A 20,257-nucleotide genomic window follows, 5' to 3' on the forward strand; every position below is an offset into this window, starting at 1 on the left:
CATAAGCTCGCATCAGACGACCTTACACCTTCAGGATCAGTTTGGACGCCTTCTCGTTGCGGAACGTCAGTTCATCCAGCCCGCGCGGGCCTGCTCGGCCTCGGTACGCGCAGCGAGAATCTTGCCGTGATGGGCGGATTTGCTACACACCGGGTCGGCATTGGTCGCGTCGCCGGTGAGCATGAACGCCTGACAGCGGCAACCGCCGAAGTCCTTTTCCTTTTCATCGCAGGACTGGCAAGGCTCGGGCATCCAGTCGAAGCCGCGGAATCTGTTGAAGCCCATCGAGTGCTTCCAGATCTGCTCGATGCTTTGCTCACGCACGTTGGGAAAGCTGATCGGCAACTGGCGTGCGCTATGGCACGGCAGCGCCGTGCCGTCGGGCGTGATGTCGAGAAACAGATTGCCCCAGCCGTTCATGCAGCCCTTGGGGCGCTCTTCGTAGTAATCCGGGGTGACGAAGATTAGCTTGCATGGATGGTTCTCGGCAGCGAGCTTGTCGCGCCACTCGTTCGTGATGCGCTCGGCGCGCACCAGCTGTGCCTTGCTTGGTAACAGCCCGGCGCGATTGAGTTCGGCCCAGCCGTAAAACTGGCAGGTGGCGAGCTCGACGAAGTCGGCTTCCAGCTCCAGGCAGAGCTGGATGATGCGGTCGATGTTGTCGATGTTGTGCCGATGGGTGACGAAGTTAAGCACCATCGGATAGCCATGGGCTTTCACCGCTCTCGCCATGGCGAGTTTCTGCGCGAAGGCTTTCTTGGAGCCGGCGAGCAGGTTGTTCACCTCTTCATCGGCCGCCTGGAAGCTGATCTGGATGTGGTCGAGCCCGGCACCAGCGAATGAGGCGATCTTCTCCTCGGTCAAGCCTATGCCGGACGTGATCAGGTTGGTGTAATAGCCGAGGTCACGCGCCGCCTTGATCAGCTCGGCCAAGTCCTGGCGGACCAGCGGCTCGCCGCCGGAAAATCCCAGCTGCGCCGCGCCCATTTCCCGTGCCTGCCGGAACACCTCGATCCATTCGGCAGTGCTTAGCTCATCGTGGCTGCGGGCGAAATCAAGCGGATTCGAGCAGTACGGGCATTGCAACGGGCAGCGATAGGTCAGCTCCGCCAACAGCCACAGCGGTGGGCCGGGCTCGAAGCCCGGTTTAGCGAAGCTCGATCCAGAACCTTTCAATGGCTACCTCCAAGAACGCAACGATGTCTTCTTCTATTCCTTCCGCATCCGGATAACGCGCTTGCAAATCGGCAACGATGGCGCCGACCGTGCGCGCGCCATCTACTTCACCCAGCACCGCCGACGCGCTCTCGTTCAGCTTGATCATGCCCTCTGGATAGAGCAGCACATGGCAGTCCTGCGCGGGCTCGAACTGAAAGCGAAAACCGCGGCGAAAGGCCGGTATCTTGGTCAGCAGGTCACTCATTGCCAGCTCCTCGGGCTGTGCGCCAGGTGTGGTCATGTTGAGGCTCAAAACGTGATGCCCTTATGCCAGACGCGCTCGCTCGTCACCGTATGGTACGGCGGACGGCCGAGCTCATACGCCATGCTCATGGCGTCCAGCATGCTCCACAAGACGTCGAGTTTGAATTGAAGAATGTTCAGCATGCGTTCCTGGGCTTCGCGGGTGGTGTAGTGCTCCAAGGTGATGCGCAGACCATGTTCGACATCGCGGCGCGCTTCCTTCAGGCGCTTGCGGAAATAATCATAGCCAGACGGATCGACCCAGCTGTAATGCTGAGGCCAGGCGTCCAGACGGGACTGATGGATGGTCGGTGCGAACAGTTCGGTAAGTGAACTGCTGGCTGCCTCCTGCCAGACCGCGCGACGGGCGAAATTGACGTAGGCATCGACGGCGAAACGCACGCCCGGCAAGACCAGTTCCTGGGAAAGCACCTGCTCGCGATCCAGCCCGACCGATTCGGCCAACCGCAGCCAGGCCTCGATACCGCCCTCCTCACCCGGCGTTCCGTCGTGATCAATGATGCGCTGTACCCACTCCCTACGCGTATCACGATCCGGGCAGTTGGCCATGATCGCGGCATCCTTTACCGGAATGCATACCTGATAGTAGAAGCGGTTCGCCACCCAACCCTGGATCTGCTCGCGAGTTGAGCGGCCTTCGTACATCGCACGATGGAACGGGTGATGGATATGGTAGTAGTCGCCCTTGGCGCGGAGTGCCGCCTCGAACTCAGCGGGGGTCATGGCTGGGAGGGTCATAGCTGTTTCCTTACGGGGTGTTGTGCGGGCTGCCTTTTCCAGGCCGCGACGGCCGCGGCCACCAGCGACTGATTGGCCGGATGCGCCGAGCACTGCTTGCGCTACAGCTCGATGCTCATGCCATCGAACGAGACTTCGATTTCGTGCTGGTCCAGCACCGCACGCTCGGCGGAATCCTCGTCGAGGATCGGATTGGTGTTGTTGATATGGATGAGGATCTTGCGTGCCGTCGGCATGCCATCGAGCACCTCGATCATGCCGCCAGGGCCGCTCTGCTGAAGATGGCCCATTTCGCTGCCGAGCTTGGTCCCTACTTCACGCACGCGCATTTCATCGTCTCGCCAGAGCGTGCCGTCGACCAGCAGGCAATCGGCGCCGCGCATGATTTCCAGCAGCTCAGGGCTGACTTTGCCAAGTCCCGGCGCATAGAACAGCTTGCCGCCGGTCTTGCGGTCCTCGATCAACAGCCCGATGTTGTCACCTGGATGTGGGTCGTTACGGTGCGGCGAATACGGCGGCGCTGAGCTGCGCAGCGGGATCGGCGTGAGCGTCAGGCCCGGGCAAACCGGAATGGTGAAACTGCCCTCCAGCGCGATGGGGTTCCAGCGCAAGCCGCCGTTCCAGTGCTCGAGCATGTTGAACAGCGGGAAGCCGGTGCTAAGATCCTGATGAACCATGTCGGTACACCAGACGTCATGCGGGCAGCCTTCGCGCAGCGTCAGCAGACCGGTTGTGTGATCGATCTGGCTGTCGAGCAGAATGATCGCACCGATCGCCGTGTCGCGCGGACCACGCGCCGGTTGCAGCTTCGGAAACGACTCCAGCTGGGTGCGGATATCTGGCGAGGCGTTGCAAAGTATCCAGTCCTCACCGTTATCGCTGATCGCGATCGACGATTGCGTGCGAGCTTTAGCGCGCAAGGTTCCATTGCGCAGCCCAGCGCAGTTGGCGCAGTTGCAGTTCCACTGGGGGAAGCCGCCGCCAGCAGCCGAGCCGAGAATCTGGATGAACATGGGCAGCTCCCTTAAAGCAAAGCCCCGGTCTGAGCCGGGGCGGATAAATCAGCGGTTGGCGAAGTACATGGTGACTTCAAAACCAATGCGCAGGTCGGTAAAAGCAGGTTTGGTCCACATAGTTCGATTCCTCTCTTATGGATGCCGGATTATCCCGACGGCTCATTAAGCACTCTAGTCTGTAGAAAGCAGAATGGTACTTTGGAAGGAGACAACGACCTGCCTTGGTAGTGCCTGGGAAGTAGCCCCAGCGTGCTGACGTGCCTTTGCAACCATCTGGATGGCAGGCTAGCGCCGGCGTGTTGCCGGTCGATCATTCACACCACGCCACGCCAGCTCGTTGGTCAGCGTGGCCATTGGCGAGAACATGTCGAAATCAAACTCGGTCATGGCATCGCCATCCCGGACGCGTAACGGCCAGTCGTGATTGGCCAAGGCGGCCTTCCCGACAGCCACAAGGTCAAGTTCGCCGTCATCGAGCAGCTTTTGCGCTTGCTCGCCCGTCGTCACGCTGCCATTGCCAATGACCGGAATCGATACGCTCGCCTTGGCGATCGCTGTCAGGGTCGGCCCTTCTTCGAAGGCCGGCGCACCCACGTCATATTCGGTGATATGCAGATAATCCAGCCCCGCCTCGGCCAGCATGGCGAAGCGAGTCCTGGCCTCTTCGACCCCGCCCTCCCACTTCAGCCGGCTCGCGGTGACCATCCCTTGGGATAGCCGCATGCCCACCAGGAAATCAGCGCCAACTGCTTCGCGTACCGCTTGGATAACCGCCAGTGGTAATGCCAGCCGGGCCCTATAGTCGCCGCCCCAGCGGTCAGTACGCTGGTTGAATTCGCTGCTGATGAACTCATGAAGCAGGTAGCCATTGGCGCCGTGCAGCTCCACTCCATCGAAACCTGCGTCGCGCGCATGGCGGGCCGACTGAACGAACCCGGCGATTGCCTCCTGGATTTCTTTCTCGGTCATCTCGGCAGGTGTGGCGTAAGGCCCCTCGCCGCCATAAAAACTAAGCTGCGTTCCGCCCGGCTGAACCGCTGAGGGCGCGACATGACGAGCATGGTGAATGTTGCCCTGGGTCTGCGCACCGCCGTGCATCAGCTGCGCGATGAAGGCGGCGCCGGCCGTATGCACCGCCTCGACCACCGGTACCCAGCTGTCGCGCTGGATCTCCGTGGCCAGGCCCGGTTGATTGAAATAGCCCTGGCTGTAGGCCGTATCGGTGTAGGTTCCTTCAGTGATCAACAGGCCGAAGCCGCCCTCGGCGAATGCCTGGTAGTAGTCGCGCATCAATTCATTTGCATTACCTTCCGGCTCGGCGCTGACGCGCGTCATCGGCGCTAACACGGTGCGGTTGCGTAAATTCAGCTGGCCCAGCTGAACGGGTTCGAGTAGTGCGGGCATTGGCAATTCCTCACGAAACAGGGGACTTGCTGAATCTGAGGTGCTCAAGGATGCTGGAGTTCGGCCCGTGCGATAGCTGGTCTGCCAGACCCCCAAAAAAAACGCGGCCTGAAGGCCGCGCTGCGTTGATGAACCATCGAGACCCTACTCACCCAGCCCGAGGTCCCCGCACTGTGTGCGAGCAAATGATACCGGCGCGTTGGAGCAAACGCGCCGGGTCCTCCGAGTTACGATTCGCCCCCTTAAAAGAAGCCCAGCGGGTTGATGTCGTAGCTGATCAACAGGTTCTTGGTCTGCTGATAGTGGTCGAGCATCATTTTGTGGTTTTCACGGCCGACCCCAGACTTCTTGTAGCCGCCAAACGCGGCGTGGGCGGGATAGAGGTGGTAACAGTTGGTCCAGACGCGACCGGCCTTGATGCCACGGCCCATGCGGTAGGCGCGATTGATGTCGCGGGTCCAAACGCCAGCTCCGAGGCCAAACTCTGTGTCATTGGCAATCGCCAGTGCTTCGGCTTCGTCCTTGAATGTCGCAACACCGACCACAGGCCCGAAAATCTCTTCCTGGAATATGCGCATCTTGTTGTGGCCCTTGATCAGGGTCGGCTGCACGTAATAGCCGGTGGCCAGACCACCTTCGAGCTTCTCGGCGGCGCCGCCAGTCAGAATCTGCGCGCCTTCCTGCTGGGCTATTTCCATGTAGGAAAGGATCTTGTCGAACTGTTGTTCGGACGCCTGGGCGCCGACCATGGTGTCAGTGTCCAACGGGTTGCCGCGCTTGATCGCTTTGATCTTCCTCATCACCACTTCCATGAAGGGTTCAAAGATCGATTCCTGAATCAACGCACGCGACGGGCATGTGCAAACCTCGCCCTGGTTGAAGAAGGCCAATACCAGACCCTCTGCCGCCTTCTCGATGAACGCAGGTTCCGCATTCATGATGTCTTCAAAGAAGATGTTCGGGCTCTTGCCGCCCAGTTCGACGGTGCTCGGAATAATGTTCTCGGCCGCGCAGCGCATGATATGCGAGCCCACCGGGGTGGAGCCGGTGAAGGCGATCTTGGCGATGCGGCTATTGGTGGCCAGAGCCTGCCCTGCTTCCTTGCCGAAGCCCTGAACGATGTTCAGCACGCCGGCCGGTAACAGGTCACCGACCAGCTCAGCAAATACCATGATCGACAGCGGCGTTTGCTCGGCTGGTTTGAGCACCACACAGTTACCGGCTGCCAGCGCCGGCGCCAGTTTCCAGGCCGCCATCAGCAGCGGGAAGTTCCACGGAATGATCTGTCCGACCACGCCCAGCGGCTCGTGGAAGTGGTACGCCGCGGTGTGTTCGTTGATTTCGGCAGCGCTGCCTTCCTGAGCACGAATGCAGCCAGCGAAGTAGCGAAAATGATCAGCTGCCAGCGGCACGTCGGCGTTCAAGGTTTCACGAACGGCCTTGCCGTTGTCCCATGTTTCGGCGATGGCCAACTTTTCCAGGTTAGCCTCGATGCGATCGGCAATCTTCAGCAGGATCAACGCACGATCTTGCGCCGCAGTCTTGCCCCATGCATCGGCAGCTGCGTGCGCAGCGTCCAGGGCCTTCTCGACATCTTCAGCCCCGGATCGCGGAAACTCGGCGATCACCTCGCCGTTGACCGGCGAGGTGTTGACGAAATATTCACCCTTGACCGGCGGGACGAATTCACCGCCGATGAAGTTTCCGTAACGTGGCTTGAAAGAAATGACGGCGCCTGCCGTACCGGGTTGGGCGTAGATCATGAGCGGCCTCTCTAGTTTTTCTGCTTGTCGGAGCCTGACCGGGGATGGACAGGGCATGGAGCGATCTTAGGCAGGCTGTGCCCATCCCCGGTATGCCCCCAAGGGACAGGTGCGTTCCTCATTTGGTAGTAGGCGCAAGGGCGTCCTCCCAGCCTGGCGGGCCACAATCACACCTCCACGGGACGCAGAAACGAAAAAGCCGGCATTTAAGCCGGCCCTTCGATAGCACTCGGATCAGCGCTGGGCGACGACCTGTTCCTTCGGCAGCTTGAAGGTCCAGACCATGCCGCCCTGGTTGAAGTCCTTCACTCGCTTGGCGACTTCTCCACCCCATAGCGGTACCGCGCCGCCCCAGCCAGAGAGCACGGAGACATATTGTTCGCCGTCCATTTCCCACGTGACCGGGGAGCCGATGACGCCGGAACCGGTGTTGAATTCATACACCTTCTTGCCAGTCTTGGCGTCGAACGCCATCAGGTAGCCTTCCGGGTTGCCGGTAAATACCAGGTTGCCCTTGGTTGCAAGAACGCCACCCCACAGCGGTGCGTAGTTCTCGTACCGCCAGACTTCCTTGCCGGTCTTCGGGTCGATGGCGCGCAGGACGCCGATGTATTCCTCGTTCAGCGGTTTAATGGTGAAGCCAGCACCGAGATAAGCCGCGCCCTTCTTGTAGGCCACGCCTTCGTTCCAGATATCCATGCCCCACTCGTTGGACGGCACGTAGAACAGACCGGTGTCCTGGCTGTAGGCCATGGGCATCCAGTTCTTGCCGCCGAGGAATGATGGCGCGACGAACACCGACTTACCCTTGTCCGCTTCGCCCGGTGCGCCAGGACGCTTAGCGTCGTCGTAAAGCGGACGGCCATTCTCGTCCAGACCCTTGGCCCAGGTGATCTTGTCGACAAAAGGGAAACCACGGATGAACTTGCCGTTGGTGCGATCCAGAACGTAGAAGAACCCGTTACGGTCTGCGGTGCCAGCAGCCTTGATGGTCTTGCCGCCCTCTTGGTAATCGAAGGAGATCAGCTCGTTAACACCGTCGTAATCCCAGCCGTCATGCGGTGTGGACTGAAAGTGCCATTTGATCGAACCGTCGTCAGGGTCCAGTGCCAGGCGCGAGGATGAGTACAGGTTGTCGCCTGGGCGCAGGTGCGAGTTCCAGGGCGAAGGGTTGCCCGTACCGAACAGCAGCGAGTCGGTATCCGAGTCGTAGTAGCCGCCGAGCCAGGGCGCGGCGCCGCCGGTCTTCCACAGGTCGCCCGGCCAGGTCTTGCCGGCTTCTCCGCCAGATATCCCGTTCTCGACCTTCTTGCCGTCCTTCATCACGAAGCCCATATGGCCTTCAACGGTCGGGCGGCTCCATAGTAGCTCGCCATTCTTCGGATCGAAGGCTTCGATCTTGCCCACCACGCCGAACTCCCCACCCGCCACGCCGGTAATCAGCTTGCCTTTCACCACCATGGGCGCCGCAGAAATGGAATAACCGGCCTTGTAGTCAGCCACGGTCTTCTTCCAGACGACCTTGCCGGTGTCCTTGTTCAATGCGACCAGCTTGGCGTCGAGGGTGCCGAAAATCACCAGATCGTCATACAGCGCCACACCCCGGTTGATCACGTCGCAGCACGGCATGATGCCGTCCGGTAGGCGTGCATCGTATTGCCAGAGCTCGTTACCAGTGCGCGCGTCGACGGCAAAGACCCGCGAGTAGGAGCCGGTGAGGTACATGACGCCGTCCTTCACCAGCGGCTGCGCTTCCTGCCCACGTTGCTTTTCCCCGCCAAAGGAGAAACCCCAGACCGGACGGAGCTGGCTGACGTTTGTGCTGTTGAGGGTATCCAGGGTGCTGTAGCGCTGCCCTTTCAGGCCCAGCCCGTTGGTCACGATCTGATCGGTGGATTCGGCATCATCAAGGATTTCCTGGTCGGTGACAGCCAAGGCCGACACGCTGGACAACGCCATGGCGGCGCAAAGCGCTGTCAGAGCGAAGGGCTTGCGAAGACCGGTGTGCTTCATTGCGGCTACCTCTGAGGGTTCATTGTTATCGTCGCCGGGAAGTTTCCCGGTCTGCCGTCGATTCTTCGTCCCAAGCCCACCGCCAACAATTGCACGCAGTGCCGATTTCCCTACTTCCTTGGTAGCAATACCCTGCGCAAGGCGCGCCATCGCTACGTCCAATCCGACTGGGCGAGCACGTACCGATGCCCAGCGCGGATACGCCGAAGGAAGGCCCCGGCAGGCCGCGAGCCGGACAACCACCCAGCCCACAGCCATATCAACCATGTTTCGTTGTTCAAGCATCATTCACCGCATGGAGCGCGGCGACGGTCCGTTGCTGCGATAATCGGAGCGCGCCACAGCGCCACAGCGCCACAGCGCCACAGCGCGACGACGCGCTGGCTCGGTGACGAATCGGTGCATCAGCAAGCCAACCGCCTCCGCAGAGCGACAAAGGCAACCTGACCGAGGCGCGACCTTGCCGGAGTGCGGTCGAAACAATTTCACACCCTCAAGCAGGCGTTTTTGAATGAAAGAGAAGTGGTCAGCGTTTCCCTGGGTGTGCTTCGCCATGTGCGTAGGCGTGATGGGTACAGCGCTCATTTCACCGTTGTATCCGCTGTATCAGCACGCCTGGCAGCTCCGCACCAGTGATATCTCGCTGATCTATGTGGTGTACATGGTGGGCGCGCTGTTCGGCCTGCTGTTCATGGGACGTCTGTCAGACACATTGGGATTTCGCACCGTGATGCTGACGGGCCTGCTGCTGGGCTGGGCAGGCACCCTGCTGACCATGCTTGCCTGGAACCTGCCGAGCCTGAATATTGGCCGCTTCGCAGTAGGGCTGTCCTCTAGCCTGATCGTCACGAGCGCCTCGGTGGGGCTCGCGCAGATCTCCCGCGACGGGGCGTCCCAGCACATATCGATGATCACCAGCTTCCTGCTCGCGTTCGGCTTTGGTCTGGGGCCGATAACCGGCGGCATCATTGGTCAGTGGCTGCCGCATCCGCTGATCGTGACCTACGTGCCTTCGCTGATTCTCGGCGTACTGGCCGTGTATGCCTTGATGCGCGTGCAGCTGAAATCTCATGTTGCTGAACTGGCAACCGCGTCGCTCGGTTGGCGATCATTCGTTCCCCGCCTGGCGTGGGCCAACCGTCGTGATTCGCTGGCTTTCACGCTGACCTGCGCCTGCCCGTTCTTTGCCTTCGGCGTATTCGGGATCTACGCATCGATGGCCCCGCTGTTCCTGGAAAAGATGTTGCCATGGCACGGTCCGGTGGTCAGCGGAACCTCGATCGGCGTCATTCTGCTGGCATCGGCCGGGACACAGTTGGCATGCGCCAGGATGAGCGTGCGCTGGTGTGGCCTGCTGGGGCTGCTGGCGGTCGTGCTCAGCAATGCCATGCTCGTGCTCAATTTCAGGCTTGGGTCACCGGCCGTGTTCATCGTTGGGGTATGCGCCGCAGCGGCGGGGCATGGCATGTGCCTGCTGGCCGGCATCAGCATGGTCAACCGCATCGCCACCCCGATCGAGCGCTCCGGATTGATCTCGACCTATCTGGTATGCGGCTATGTCGGCAGCATCGTCCCGCTGATCGCCGCTGGCTGGATTGCCGATCATTATGGTCTGCCCGTCGCCATCACACTGCTGGGCCTGTGTGTCATTGCTATCGCCGCACCGCTGGCGGTGTGGTTTTTCCAGCATCCGCGCATGAGGGAGGCGTGAACGATGCCGCAGATGCGCGAGCAGCTGCGGTGTCTTCGCAATGGGATCAGTTTTCGCTCAGTTCGACTCGGTACAGCTCGGGCATCTCATAGCGCAGCCCGTAACTGGCGTAGCTATCTTCCAGGACGCCGTCCTTGATCAGCCCCTCCAGCACGCCCTCGATCGCATACGCCAGCTGGCGGTTGGATTCGTGCACGGCCATGCCGAGTTCCCACACCTGTTTGCCCATGTTCGGATAGGCATTTTCCGCGAGTTTGAGGTGTTCATCAGCGGCCTGTGCGAGCAACCAGTCGATCTCGCCGCGCATGGCCATGGTCGCATCCACCTCACCCGTCTGCATCGCGGCAAACGCTGCCTGTGCCGTCGGGTAGTGATGAAGCATCGGCGAGATGCTGCCGTTGAATATCGATGACAGATAGAACGATGGAACGCTCTCCACTTCCACGCCAACCGGGTGATAGCGGAACACACCCACGCTGGGCACCTCATCCAGGCGGCGATCATCGTGCGCCGCCTGCCAGCGCTCGCGCTGATAGGGACCGAACATGACCACCAGCTCATTGATCAGCTCGCCCAGCTCGTTCTGCTTGTAGGAGAACTCACGATCGTAAGGCACGCGCATCATCACGTCAGCCAGTACGTCCGGCCGCAGGTAGTGGCCTTTCCATATGAAGTTGCGCAGGTCGTCGTCCAGCGTCTCGTCCGGCGTGACCCACAGCAGCTGGACCTCGAGGCCCAGCCCCGCTGCCAACCGGTTCGCCAGCTCGACATCGACCCCGCGTGGTTTGCCATCGACCATGAAGCTGTACGGTGGAAAATTCTCGTACATCGCCACCTTGAGCACGCCCGAGTCAATGATGTCGTCGAACGCACGCACCTTGACCACGTCCGCTTGGACCCACGCGCAGACCACCAGAAGACAGAGCCCCGCAAGCAACTGGCGCATGATGATCACCGCTTGGCAGCTTCGCTTTCGATATAAGTGCGGATGGCCCAAAGCGCTTCCTGACTGAGGTAATCAGCCATGCGCGGCATGTACACGGCACCGTCGCGCACCGCACCGTTGATGACGCGCTCCTTGTACCACTCGTCGCCATCGTAGCTGGCTTCCAACTCGCGAAGATCGGGGGCGATCCCGCCAGAAATCGCTTCGAGGCCGTGGCAGCGCGCGCAGTTCTGGTTATAGGCGGAGGATCCGATCTCCACGGCCTTGTCGTGGTACTCGCTCGGCGCTCGGTAGGGATTCTCATCAACCCACTCCTCGCCCAACGGTTCCAGCCCTTTGGTCTCGACTTTTTGGGGCGTGACGTCGCCGTGAGCCAGCGCCAGACCGGCGAAACCGAGCAGACCCGTAGCGAGAAGCGCGCGCAATGATTTCTTGTTGTTCATGACTACCACCGTTGATTTCGATTACCTGAGCAAGGCAGCCCCGTCTGGAGCGCATGGTGGTCATCTTGGCGGTCGAACCCTGGTGGCAGAATCCTGCTTTGGTTGTCTGCATCTCCTCCCTTGGTAGTAGGGCCTCGTGCGGCTATTACGAGGCACCGAGGTAGCAAGGCGAAAACACAGGCCGACTGGGAAGTTTTCCCAGCATCAGCGGGAGCTTTTCCGTATCGATCACCGCGACGCCCTCCCAATAATCGAATCGCCTGGCCGGCCGCTGGCCGCACGCCGCTGACTGGTGCGCGAGCATAGCGCCCGGCCTCGTTCGAATCGACCAAGGGAAACCAACCATGACAACAAGATCACCCCTGGGCAGCAAACGCCCTCTCGCCATCGCCGTGCTCGCTGGCGGCCTCTCATTAAGCGGCTTTTCAAGCGCTGCGAATGTCACCTGGGATGACATCGCCAACGATCATCTTTCGACCGAAAACGTGTTGCAGTACGGCCTGGGAACCAACGCCCAGCGCTGGAGCCCGTTGGCCCAGATAAACGATGGGAACGTCTTCAAGCTGACCCCGGCCTGGTCCTTTTCCTTCGGTGACGAGAAACAACGAGGCCAGGAGTCTCAGGCGATCGTGCACGATGGGGTCATCTACGTAACCGGATCCTACTCGCGGGTGTTCGCGCTCGATTCACGTACCGGCAAACGCCTCTGGAGCTACGCCCACCGGCTGCCCGACGACATCCGCCCTTGCTGCGATGTGGTCAACCGCGGCGCTGCCATCTATGGCGACAAGATCTACTTCGGCACCCTCGATGCGCAGGTGGTAGCGCTGAACAAGGACACTGGCAAGGTCGTCTGGAAGAAGAAGTTCGGCGATCATGGGGCGGGTTACACGATGACCGGCGCGCCCACCCTGATCAAGGATCAGAAGAGCGGCAGGGTGCTGCTGATCCACGGCAGCTCTGGCGATGAATTCGGCATTGTCGGCAAGTTGTTTGCGCGCGACCCGGACACGGGTGAAGAAGTCTGGATGCGCCCCTTCGTCGAAGGTCACGTTGGCCGGCTGAACGGCAAGGACAGCACGCCGACCGGCGACATCAAGGCGCCCTCCTGGCCGGATGACCCGAACTCACCCACCGGCAAGAAGGAAGCCTGGAGCCAGGGCGGCGGTGCACCGTGGCAGAGCGCAAGTTTCGATGCCGAAACCAACACTATCATCGTCGGTGCAGGCAATCCGGCACCATGGAACGGCTGGGCGCGCACCGCCGATGGGGGTGATCCGAAGGATTACGACAGCCTCTACACGTCTGGACAGGTCGGCGTCGATGCTACCACTGGCGAAGTGAAGTGGTTCTATCAACACACGCCGAACGATGCCTGGGACTTCTCCGGCAACAATGAGCTGGTCCTGTTCGATTACAAGAACAAAGATGGCAAGACCGTCAAAGCCACGGCCCACGCCGACCGCAACGGCTTTTTCTATGTGGTCAACCGCGAGGACGGCAAACTGCAGAACGCCTTCCCCTTCGTCGACAACATCACCTGGGCCAGCCACATCGACCTGAAGACCGGGCGGCCGGTGGAGAACGAGGGCCAGCGCCCGCCGAAGCCTGAGCCCGGCGAGGCGCACGGCAAATCAGTGGAAGTCTCACCGCCCTTCCTCGGCGGCAAGAACTGGAACCCCATGGCTTACAGCCAGGATACTGGCCTGTTCTACGTTCCCGCCAACCATTGGAAAGAGGACTACTGGACCGAGGAGGTCAGCTACAAGAAAGGCAACGCTTACCTCGGCCAAGGCTTCCGCATCAAGCGCATGTATGACGATCACGTCGGGATTCTGCGTGCCATGGACCCCACCACCGGCAAGGTCGCCTGGGAGCACAAGGAACCGCTGCCGCTCTGGGCCGGCGTCCTCGCCACCAAGGGCAACCTAGTGTTCACCGGTACAGGTGATGGCTACCTGAAGGCCTTCAACGCGAAAACCGGCGAGGAGCTCTGGAAATTCCAGACCGGTAGCGGAATCATCGCGCCGCCGATCACCTGGGAACAGGACGGCGAGCAGTTCATTGGCGTGACCGTTGGCTACGGCGGCGCTGTGCCGCTGTGGGGCGGCGAAATGGCTGTGCTGACCAAGCCGGTTGCTCAAGGCGGCTCGTTCTGGGCGTTTCGAATCCCTAGTTGGGAAAACCAGACCGCCAAACGATAAGACGCCGGCTGTGCTCGATGAGCGAGCACAGCCGCACACGGAACAGCTGGCGGGACATGAACTGGATTGGCCTACAGAGTTGGCGCTCTCCTGGCCTGACGGTCCTCGCCTGAGCCGGCTGCTCTTTCTTCACCTATCGAACATGGGAACCGCCATGAACATATCCCGCTATCTGCTGCCCATCGCAGTGATCCTCAGCGCGCCGCTGCACGCTGACGACCAGCCGCCCACCATCAATGGCTGTGTCATCCAGCCAGAAAGCAAATGTGCCAACGCCGATCTTCGCGGCGCCGACCTGAGCAACCAGGACATGCGCAAGATGGATCTGACCGGCGCCGATCTCACCGGGGCCAACCTGAGGCATGCCAATCTCGACCTGGCCAATCTGGAGAAGGCCAACTTGACCGGCGCCACCCTCACCCGCGCCAGTCTTCAACAAGCCAACCTGCGTCTGGCGAACTTCACCGATGCGCAATTGGTGGCCATTCAGGGTTGGGGACTGTTCGCGCAGGCCGCGCGATTCAATGGGGCCAACCTGACTGCGGCCAATCTCGAATTCGCTCGTTTGAGCGGTGCGAAGTTGCATGGTGCCAACCTCACCGCCGCCAACCTGGAAATGACCTGGCTAAGCAAGGCCGACCTCGACCATGCGAATCTGACCGACGCTAATTTGCAGGAAGGCAAGCTCAACGATGCCAATCTCGGCAACGCGACCCTGACTGGCGCACGCCGACACTATGCAACCTTTCAAGGCAGCAATATGGACGGTTGCTTCGATTGCCCAGTGGACTGGGAGAAGTAATAGGACGGGTGCATCGAACCAGCGCGCCATGCGCTTTAATGGCAGGTGCGCGCCCGTTCCCAGGGGCGACGATTCAGCGGCTTGAAGTGGAGGCCCTATCGATATCCGCATTCCCCAGTTGACCGACCTCGAGCGCCTGCCCCGCTTCGACGGTCTCGCCCTCGACCGTATCGTCACGCCGTCGACGCCCGAGGAATTCGCCCAGGCCGTCGACGACATCCTGACCTTTGCACAGATCGGGTTCGATACCGAATCCAAACCCACCTTCACAGTAGGCGAGCTGTCCAGCGGGCCTCACCTCATTCAGTTCGCAACGCCAACAAAAGCCTATCTTTTTCAGATCGGAATACCCGGTTGCGTCGAGGCCGCTAAGCGGGTGCTGGAGACGGACCAAGTATTGAAAGTCGGATTCGGTCTGGCGTCCGATCGCAGCCGTCTACGCACCCGGTTGGGGATCGAATTGCGGCACAGCGTCGATCTTGGTTCGGCGCTGAGATATCACGGCAAGAAGGGTCAGGTCGGGCTTCGCGGTGCGGTGGCGGCGGTACTGGGTGCCGGTATAAGCAAGTCACGCAGCGTGTCGACTTCCAACTGGGCTAACAAAAATCTGGCCGAAGCGCAGCAGCGTTATGCCGCCAACGATGCCTATGCCGCGCTGATGGTATTTCTTGCATTGGATGCGCAGTCGCGAGCGTTGCTACTGGATCGAGTGATATGAGGCTCGGCCTGGACGACGGACCGTCCGGCCTGAAATGCATACTCAACGAAGGATTGCCGGGTTCCTTTCGCCATCCCTGCCCCAACGTCTATCCGGCGCTGGATGTCCTTTCGCACGTTGTGTTGCAGCTTGAACCGAGATCTGGCTGACCTCTCCGCGACTGCTGAGAGGTCCGGCCAATGATTTTATCGTCGACACGCACCTCCCTGTGCCGTCGTTTTTTACGCTTACAACGCATCCCAAACGTAACGTACGCCCAACCAGCCAGCACGCGGCGCACCGGGCGCGATGAACTGCTCGTGGCGCCACTCCTCCGGGTCGGTTTCGAAGGCATTGCCAGCGCCTACGAAAGGGTTTTCGGCCAAGGCGCCGCTCGTGGCATAGCGCTTGTCGAACAGGTTGTCGACCCGACCGAACAGAGTCCAGTCACGAGCGAAGCGGTAATCGGCACTCAGATTGACCACCGCATAACCCGGCAGTGTGCCGCTGCCCTCGACCTCGTCGTTGGACTGATGACGATTGTTCTCATTGCCCCGCACATACTGCTCGGAATACGCCAGCACAGTTGTACCGATACGAAGCCGATCGTTCAGATTCCAGTCCAAGCCGAGCTTGAGGTTGTGTTTCGGCAACCCTGGCAGGTAGTCGCCACGGGAGATGTGAATCTCGTCATCCGGGCAGCCGCCCTCGCCCTCGGTGCTGTTGTTCTCGGCCAGGATGCATGCAGAGGACTGTAACGTGGCGTGCAAGTAGGTGTAATCCACCCGCCAATCGACCGGCCCTTGCTCGCCGGCCAGGCCCAGCTCGATACCTTGGCGCCTTGTGCGGCCGAAGTTGGTGAAGTAACCCTTGCTACCACCGGTTCCGACGAACAGCAGATCATCGTGGTTAAGGCTGCGGAAGGCCGTGACGTTCCATTCGGTGCCGCTGGCCAGCTGGCCGCGCACGCCAAATTCCAGGGTGCGAGTGACGACCTGTTCCAGGAATGGATCGGCGGCCATGGCGTTGGGCAGGCTGCAGGGATTTTCCGGATCGGCACAACCCAGTTCGATCGGCGTCGGCGCCCGATTGCCTTGGGAGTAACCGCCGTAGAGGGTCACCGCGGGCTGTAACTGCCAGGCGAACCCCAGCGCCGGGTTCAGCTTGCGATAGGTGAAATCGCCATTGAGGTCATCTCCCATGCGATCGGTGTTGACTACCCGGGTGCGGTTGTAGCGTAGCGAGCCGGTCAGCTGCAGCGCGTCGGTTAGCGACCATGTGTCGGTGGCGTAGAGACTGGAAGTGCGGGTGCGACCCAACAGGCTATTGGCTGGGTCTTCGGCCTCGGTGGCAAGAATGCCGCGCTTATCGGTCAGCTCACCGCCTTGCTCGCTCTGGTGAAAGCTGGCGCGGGTGTTGTCGTGGGACAGGCCAAAGGCGAACTGGTGGGCCCCGGCATGACGGGACCACTGCAGGGCCAGGCCGTAGGCGCGCTGGCTAGTACGGGTGCGGTTCAGCACGCCGGTTTCCGGACCCTCGCCGGCCAGGAAGCCGTCGTCTTCCCACTCTTCATATTCGTCTTCGTACTCATCGTTTCCGTCACCGTTAAGGGTCGCTGTGCGGGTGCGCCGCAAATAGACGGTGCCGGACAGCCGGTCGCTATCGCTCAGCCAGTGACTGCCGGAAAACGCCATTAGGTGGCTACGGTTCTCAGTCTGGTCGGGATAGGTAAAAATCGCGTCGCGGTCCTGCTCATGCATGCTTTCGGGGATCAGTCCGTTACCAATCAGATCGTTGTCAGCATGAGCCAGCGTCAGGGCCAGGTCCGTGCTGTCTGTGGTCCAGGCGAATTTGCCGAACAGCTGGCCTACCTCAGACGGCGAATGGTCGCGCCAGCCGTCTTCATCCATCCCTTCGGCCGCCAAGTACCAGGAAAACTCCTCATGTTGGCCGCCATGCTCCACTGAGCCACCGTAGCGGCCAAAGGAGCCGCCGTAGAGTTGCGCCGCGCCGCCAGGATGAGTGTCGCCCCGCTTGGTTTCCAGCGCCAGGGCGCCGCCGAGTGTGTTGAGGCCGTACAGTGGGTTGGAGCCAGGCACCAGAGCCGCCCCAGCGATGGCGGCCTGGGGAATAAGGTCCCAGTGCACCACGTCGCCGAACGCTTCATTGATGCGCACGCCGTCGAGAAACACCGATAGGCCTTGGGCCGTGCCCAGTAGCGGCGAAGCGGTGAAGCCCCGGTAATTCAGGTCTGCCTGATAGGGGTTGCCCTGGGTCTCGTTGAGGTTGACGCTCGGCAGACCGCGCTGCAGTTTTTCTGCCAGAGACTGCCCTCCCAGCTTGCGCAGGCGCTCGTCGTCCAGGGTTTGAATGTTGGCCGGAACCCGATCCTTCGGCAGATCGATGCCGGGCAGCGGAGTCGTGGCGACAACCTCATCACTCTTGAGCTCGAGTGGCTCCTCAGCCTGGGCGAAACCAGGCAACAAGCCGGCAACGGCGAGCGAAAGCAGCGTGCGACGGGGCGTCCAGCTGCGGCAGATCTGATATTGCATGGGCATTCCTTGTTCTTGTTTTGGCGGATCGTGCCGGGGCGGGTTTGCGGGCGACTCTCCATGCTGGCCGATGTCGGCTGGCAAACTGCCAGAACTGATTATCGAGAGCTTCCGCGCACCGCCGACAGGGAAAAATTCCCGGTGCTGCCGGGAATTTTTCCCGACCCCGTGGCGATTGGTCTTACTACCGCCGGAGTAATCCGGAACGAAGGCCTTCGAACCAGATGCTCGATGCAATGCCGGCTCTGGCCTGCTGATCGCCGACCGTCCATACGATTTTTTGGAATACCGGGGCCCTGGTGAGGCTGGCCTTTCTATTGGCTTCAGCTAGTCGACCTGAGGCAGTGCGGATTTTCGAAAAAGGGCGCGTGCGCCTGACGTCGAGCGCTAGAAAAAATTATCAGGAACGGGCTCGTAAAAAGCCCGCAACGGCCGGGACGAGCCGACCATCAATTGTCCAAGCTCAAGAACATGAACAAGCCGAAACCGCTCAGGCGCTTCTTTTGATCCAACGTTCAAGCCTCGCATAGTGTGCGATCACCGACGCGCAGCAACCCGTGATCAATGGCCAGATGCACCATCTCCGCCTGGGAGCTGACCGCCAGTTTGCTCTTGAGCAGCGCCATGTGATTGGAAACGGTCTTACTGCTGATGCAGAGCCGCTCGGCAATCTCGCGTTTGCCGATACCACGGGCGAGCATGAGGAATATTTCCATCTCGCGTGGCGTCATTTCAGCCAGACGGCCTTTCATAGGAGTGGCCGAAGGCCGCTGGCAGGCCAACTCGGTCGCCAACGGCTGCTCGATGAATAGCTGTCCAGCAAGCACCTTGCGCACCGCTTCGACCAATACGTCTGGCGCACAACGCTTGGTCAGATAGCCGGATGCGCCAGCATCGAGAGCCTGGCGGACCAGCGCCAGCTCATCGTGCATGCTGAAAATCAGCACCGGCAGCAGCGGCAGGCGCTGGCGCAGCCGCCGACAGGTTTCCAGTCCGCTGATTCCAGGCAGGCCCAGGTCAAGTACGACGAGGCTGGGAATTACCTCCTGCACCCGCTGCAGTGCCAGCTCCCCGCTCGCGGCCTCGGTCACGACTACCTCCGGCAGTAAGGCTGTAAGCAGGCTGGCATAGCCCTGCCGAACCACCGCATGGTCATCTACCAACAGGATGTTCATGACGATGCTCCTTTGAATGGCAGATCGAGATAAAGCGCCCATCCGCTTCCAGGGCGATGCCGGAAGCGCAATTGAGCGCCGAGGCAGCGGGCGCGCTCGCGCATCGACCGCAGACCAACGCCTGCCCGAGCTGGCGGCTGACCATGGCCGTTATCACGAAGCAGCAATCGAAGACCGTTCGCACTTCCGCGCAGGTGCAGCTGAACGCTGCTGGCCTGCGCATGGCGAGCCACATTGGTCAGCGCTTCCTGCACCAGTCGATAGAGATGAAGCTTGTTCTGTATGGACAAAACCGGAATTGGTCCTCGGAGCTGGAGCCGGCACTCGATTCCCAGCGAGCCCTGCCACTGCTCGACAAGTTGCTCGATGGCCTTTTCCAGCGAAAGGTGGTCGAGCATCACCGGATAGAGATCGCGCACCAGTATGCGAAAGCCGTTCTGTAGATCGAGGCTGTGCTGCTCCAGATGATGCGCGGTATCGCGTACTGCGTCCGGCTTGTCGGCTTGTAAACGCAGTAGACAAGCCCGTGCACGAATACCAGCGACATATTGGCCGAGGTCATCGTGCAGGGCCTGAGCCAGCTGGGTGCGTTCGCGCTCCTGCAAGGCGATCAACGCCTGGGTGAGCTGATCGTTATCGCCCCGCGCCTGCTCGAGGGCTGCAGCCATGTGATTGAAGTGATCGGTCAATCGGCGCGCCTCGGGCAGGCGGTGCGACGACAGTCGAGTATCGAGCCGGCCTTCGGCGATGCGCACCAGCGCGCCGAGCAACTCGGTCAGCACGCGCACGCCCGGGCGCACCGCCCAGCGGATCGCCAGCAGGCTGAGCAACAGCGCCAGGGCAAACAGCGTCAGCAGTTGCAACAGCGAATCCCGAACTTCTTCAACCTCATCGCGCGGATCGACGCTGATCCGCAGATGCCGGCCGTCAGCGAGTAACCGCTCGGTTGCCGGCGCCGACTCGGCGGGATACAGCCAGGCGCTGAGACCGTCGTTGAACGTCTGATCTACACCATGCCCTGTCGAATCTTCGGCCGTCAGCCAGCTCACGCGAACATGCCGCAAGCTATCGGTGAGCCCTGGTCGCAACGATTCGGGATCGCGTTCAGCCATCTCACTCAGGTATTCGACGACGGCCGCCGCGGCATTGAGCTCGCGCTGCACATCATGGCTGGCCTGACGTAAAAGCACCGCTAGGCAGACGGCCGCCACCAGAACGAAAAACAGCGTGACCAGTAAATAGATTCGCCAGAGAGCGGACATACATGGGGTCTCCGGCGTCGTGGGACCGCTGCGCAGGCCCGGATTCATG

Annotated in this window: 16 protein-coding genes and 1 pseudogene; 4 read left to right on the forward strand and 13 right to left on the reverse strand. The window is 60.9% G+C overall.

Features of this window, described 5'->3' with window-relative positions; all coding sequences use genetic code 11:
- Positions 1–22: 22 nt before the first annotated feature.
- The 8 genes and pseudogenes from pqqE to DQ405_RS12215 form a co-directional block, all read right to left on the reverse strand.
- Positions 23–1,176, reverse strand: a pseudogene (gene pqqE, locus DQ405_RS12180) (pyrroloquinoline quinone biosynthesis protein PqqE).
- Complete coding sequence (gene pqqD, locus DQ405_RS12185; RefSeq protein WP_168424473.1) at positions 1,148–1,423, reverse strand: pyrroloquinoline quinone biosynthesis peptide chaperone PqqD; 276 nt, start codon at positions 1,421–1,423, stop codon at positions 1,148–1,150. The pseudogene pqqE and the gene pqqD overlap by 29 nt, the downstream one beginning before the upstream one ends.
- A 44-nt stretch (positions 1,424–1,467) precedes the next feature.
- A complete protein-coding gene (gene pqqC, locus DQ405_RS12190) occupies positions 1,468–2,220 on the reverse strand; it encodes a pyrroloquinoline-quinone synthase PqqC (RefSeq protein ID WP_168424474.1) in 753 nt (250 codons plus the stop codon).
- Positions 2,221–2,321: 101 nt separating this feature from the next.
- Positions 2,322–3,233 (reverse strand): pyrroloquinoline quinone biosynthesis protein PqqB, encoded by a 912-nt coding sequence (gene pqqB, locus DQ405_RS12195; RefSeq protein ID WP_168424475.1) that lies wholly within the window; start codon positions 3,231–3,233, stop codon positions 2,322–2,324.
- A gap of 48 nt (positions 3,234–3,281) precedes the next feature.
- Positions 3,282–3,353, reverse strand: coding sequence for a pyrroloquinoline quinone precursor peptide PqqA (gene pqqA / locus DQ405_RS12200; protein WP_003253598.1), 72 nt, complete (start codon positions 3,351–3,353; stop codon positions 3,282–3,284).
- Between the two features lie 168 nt (positions 3,354–3,521).
- Positions 3,522–4,640, reverse strand: a complete 1,119-nt coding sequence (locus DQ405_RS12205) for an oxidoreductase (protein WP_168424476.1) — start codon at positions 4,638–4,640, stop codon at positions 3,522–3,524.
- Between the two features lie 242 nt (positions 4,641–4,882).
- Positions 4,883–6,403: an acetaldehyde dehydrogenase ExaC gene (gene exaC, locus DQ405_RS12210; protein ID WP_168424477.1), complete on the reverse strand. Its 1,521-nt coding sequence runs from the start codon at positions 6,401–6,403 to the stop codon at positions 4,883–4,885.
- A gap of 234 nt (positions 6,404–6,637) precedes the next feature.
- On the reverse strand, positions 6,638–8,416 hold the full coding sequence (locus tag DQ405_RS12215) for a methanol/ethanol family PQQ-dependent dehydrogenase (protein WP_168424478.1): 1,779 nt from the start codon (positions 8,414–8,416) through the stop codon (positions 6,638–6,640).
- Between the two features lie 553 nt (positions 8,417–8,969).
- On the opposite strand from DQ405_RS12215, the gene DQ405_RS12220 reads away from it, so the two are divergent.
- Positions 8,970–10,127 carry an MFS transporter gene (locus DQ405_RS12220; RefSeq protein WP_274597414.1) on the forward strand — a complete coding sequence of 386 codons (1,158 nt, stop codon included), beginning with the start codon at positions 8,970–8,972 and terminating at the stop codon, positions 10,125–10,127.
- A 46-nt stretch (positions 10,128–10,173) separates the two neighbouring features.
- On the opposite strand, the gene DQ405_RS12225 is transcribed toward DQ405_RS12220, so the two are convergent.
- On the reverse strand, positions 10,174–11,073 hold the full coding sequence (locus tag DQ405_RS12225) for a substrate-binding periplasmic protein (protein ID WP_168424480.1): 900 nt from the start codon (positions 11,071–11,073) through the stop codon (positions 10,174–10,176).
- 5 nt (positions 11,074–11,078) lie between these two features.
- Entirely contained in the window at positions 11,079–11,516 is a 438-nt protein-coding gene (gene pedF / locus DQ405_RS12230; protein WP_168424481.1) for a cytochrome c-550 PedF, read from the reverse strand.
- 344 nt (positions 11,517–11,860) lie between these two features.
- Between pedF and exaA the strand changes: the two genes are divergently transcribed.
- The 3 genes from exaA to DQ405_RS12245 all read left to right on the forward strand — a co-directional run bounded on the left by exaA (position 11,861) and on the right by DQ405_RS12245 (position 15,240).
- Positions 11,861–13,720: a quinoprotein ethanol dehydrogenase gene (gene exaA / locus DQ405_RS12235; RefSeq protein ID WP_168424482.1), complete on the forward strand. Its 1,860-nt coding sequence runs from the start codon at positions 11,861–11,863 to the stop codon at positions 13,718–13,720.
- 154 nt (positions 13,721–13,874) lie between these two features.
- Entirely contained in the window at positions 13,875–14,522 is a 648-nt protein-coding gene (locus DQ405_RS12240) for a pentapeptide repeat-containing protein (protein WP_127839262.1), read from the forward strand.
- A 118-nt stretch (positions 14,523–14,640) separates the two neighbouring features.
- Complete coding sequence (locus DQ405_RS12245) at positions 14,641–15,240, forward strand: 3'-5' exonuclease (RefSeq protein ID WP_178114095.1); 600 nt, start codon at positions 14,641–14,643, stop codon at positions 15,238–15,240.
- 227 nt (positions 15,241–15,467) lie between these two features.
- Here DQ405_RS12245 and DQ405_RS12250 read toward each other — a convergent pair whose 3' ends face one another.
- From DQ405_RS12250 to DQ405_RS12260, 3 genes are all read right to left on the reverse strand, one after another.
- Entirely contained in the window at positions 15,468–17,771 is a 2,304-nt protein-coding gene (locus DQ405_RS12250) for a TonB-dependent receptor (RefSeq protein WP_168424483.1), read from the reverse strand.
- Positions 17,772–18,286: 515 nt separating this feature from the next.
- Positions 18,287–18,946 (reverse strand): response regulator, encoded by a 660-nt coding sequence (locus tag DQ405_RS12255; RefSeq protein ID WP_168424484.1) that lies wholly within the window; start codon positions 18,944–18,946, stop codon positions 18,287–18,289.
- Positions 18,943–20,208, reverse strand: a complete 1,266-nt coding sequence (locus DQ405_RS12260; RefSeq protein WP_168424485.1) for a HAMP domain-containing sensor histidine kinase — start codon at positions 20,206–20,208, stop codon at positions 18,943–18,945. Before DQ405_RS12260 ends, DQ405_RS12255 begins: the two co-directional genes overlap by 4 nt.
- Positions 20,209–20,257: the final 49 nt, after the last annotated feature.

The sequence above is a fragment of the Pseudomonas sp. SST3 genome (assembly GCF_003325755.1).

What these genes read in the sequence shown, in the direction of transcription:
- DQ405_RS12205 (WP_168424476.1), bottom strand. Translation starts at nt 4,640, where the DNA reads ATGCCCGCACTACTCGAACCCGTTCAGCTGGGCCAGCTGAATTTACGC.
- DQ405_RS12250 (WP_168424483.1), bottom strand. Translation starts at nt 17,771, where the DNA reads ATGCAATATCAGATCTGCCGCAGCTGGACGCCCCGTCGCACGCTGCTT.
- DQ405_RS12220 (WP_274597414.1), top strand. Translation starts at nt 8,970, where the DNA reads ATGTGCGTAGGCGTGATGGGTACAGCGCTCATTTCACCGTTGTATCCG.
- DQ405_RS12240 (WP_127839262.1), top strand. Translation starts at nt 13,875, where the DNA reads ATGAACATATCCCGCTATCTGCTGCCCATCGCAGTGATCCTCAGCGCG.
- exaA (WP_168424482.1), top strand. Translation starts at nt 11,861, where the DNA reads ATGACAACAAGATCACCCCTGGGCAGCAAACGCCCTCTCGCCATCGCC.
- DQ405_RS12260 (WP_168424485.1), bottom strand. Translation starts at nt 20,208, where the DNA reads ATGTCCGCTCTCTGGCGAATCTATTTACTGGTCACGCTGTTTTTCGTT.
- exaC (WP_168424477.1), bottom strand. Translation starts at nt 6,403, where the DNA reads ATGATCTACGCCCAACCCGGTACGGCAGGCGCCGTCATTTCTTTCAAG.
- pedF (WP_168424481.1), bottom strand. Translation starts at nt 11,516, where the DNA reads ATGAACAACAAGAAATCATTGCGCGCGCTTCTCGCTACGGGTCTGCTC.
- DQ405_RS12215 (WP_168424478.1), bottom strand. Translation starts at nt 8,416, where the DNA reads ATGAAGCACACCGGTCTTCGCAAGCCCTTCGCTCTGACAGCGCTTTGC.
- pqqC (WP_168424474.1), bottom strand. Translation starts at nt 2,220, where the DNA reads ATGACCCTCCCAGCCATGACCCCCGCTGAGTTCGAGGCGGCACTCCGC.
- DQ405_RS12225 (WP_168424480.1), bottom strand. Translation starts at nt 11,073, where the DNA reads ATGCGCCAGTTGCTTGCGGGGCTCTGTCTTCTGGTGGTCTGCGCGTGG.
- DQ405_RS12255 (WP_168424484.1), bottom strand. Translation starts at nt 18,946, where the DNA reads ATGAACATCCTGTTGGTAGATGACCATGCGGTGGTTCGGCAGGGCTAT.
- pqqB (WP_168424475.1), bottom strand. Translation starts at nt 3,233, where the DNA reads ATGTTCATCCAGATTCTCGGCTCGGCTGCTGGCGGCGGCTTCCCCCAG.
- pqqD (WP_168424473.1), bottom strand. Translation starts at nt 1,423, where the DNA reads ATGAGTGACCTGCTGACCAAGATACCGGCCTTTCGCCGCGGTTTTCGC.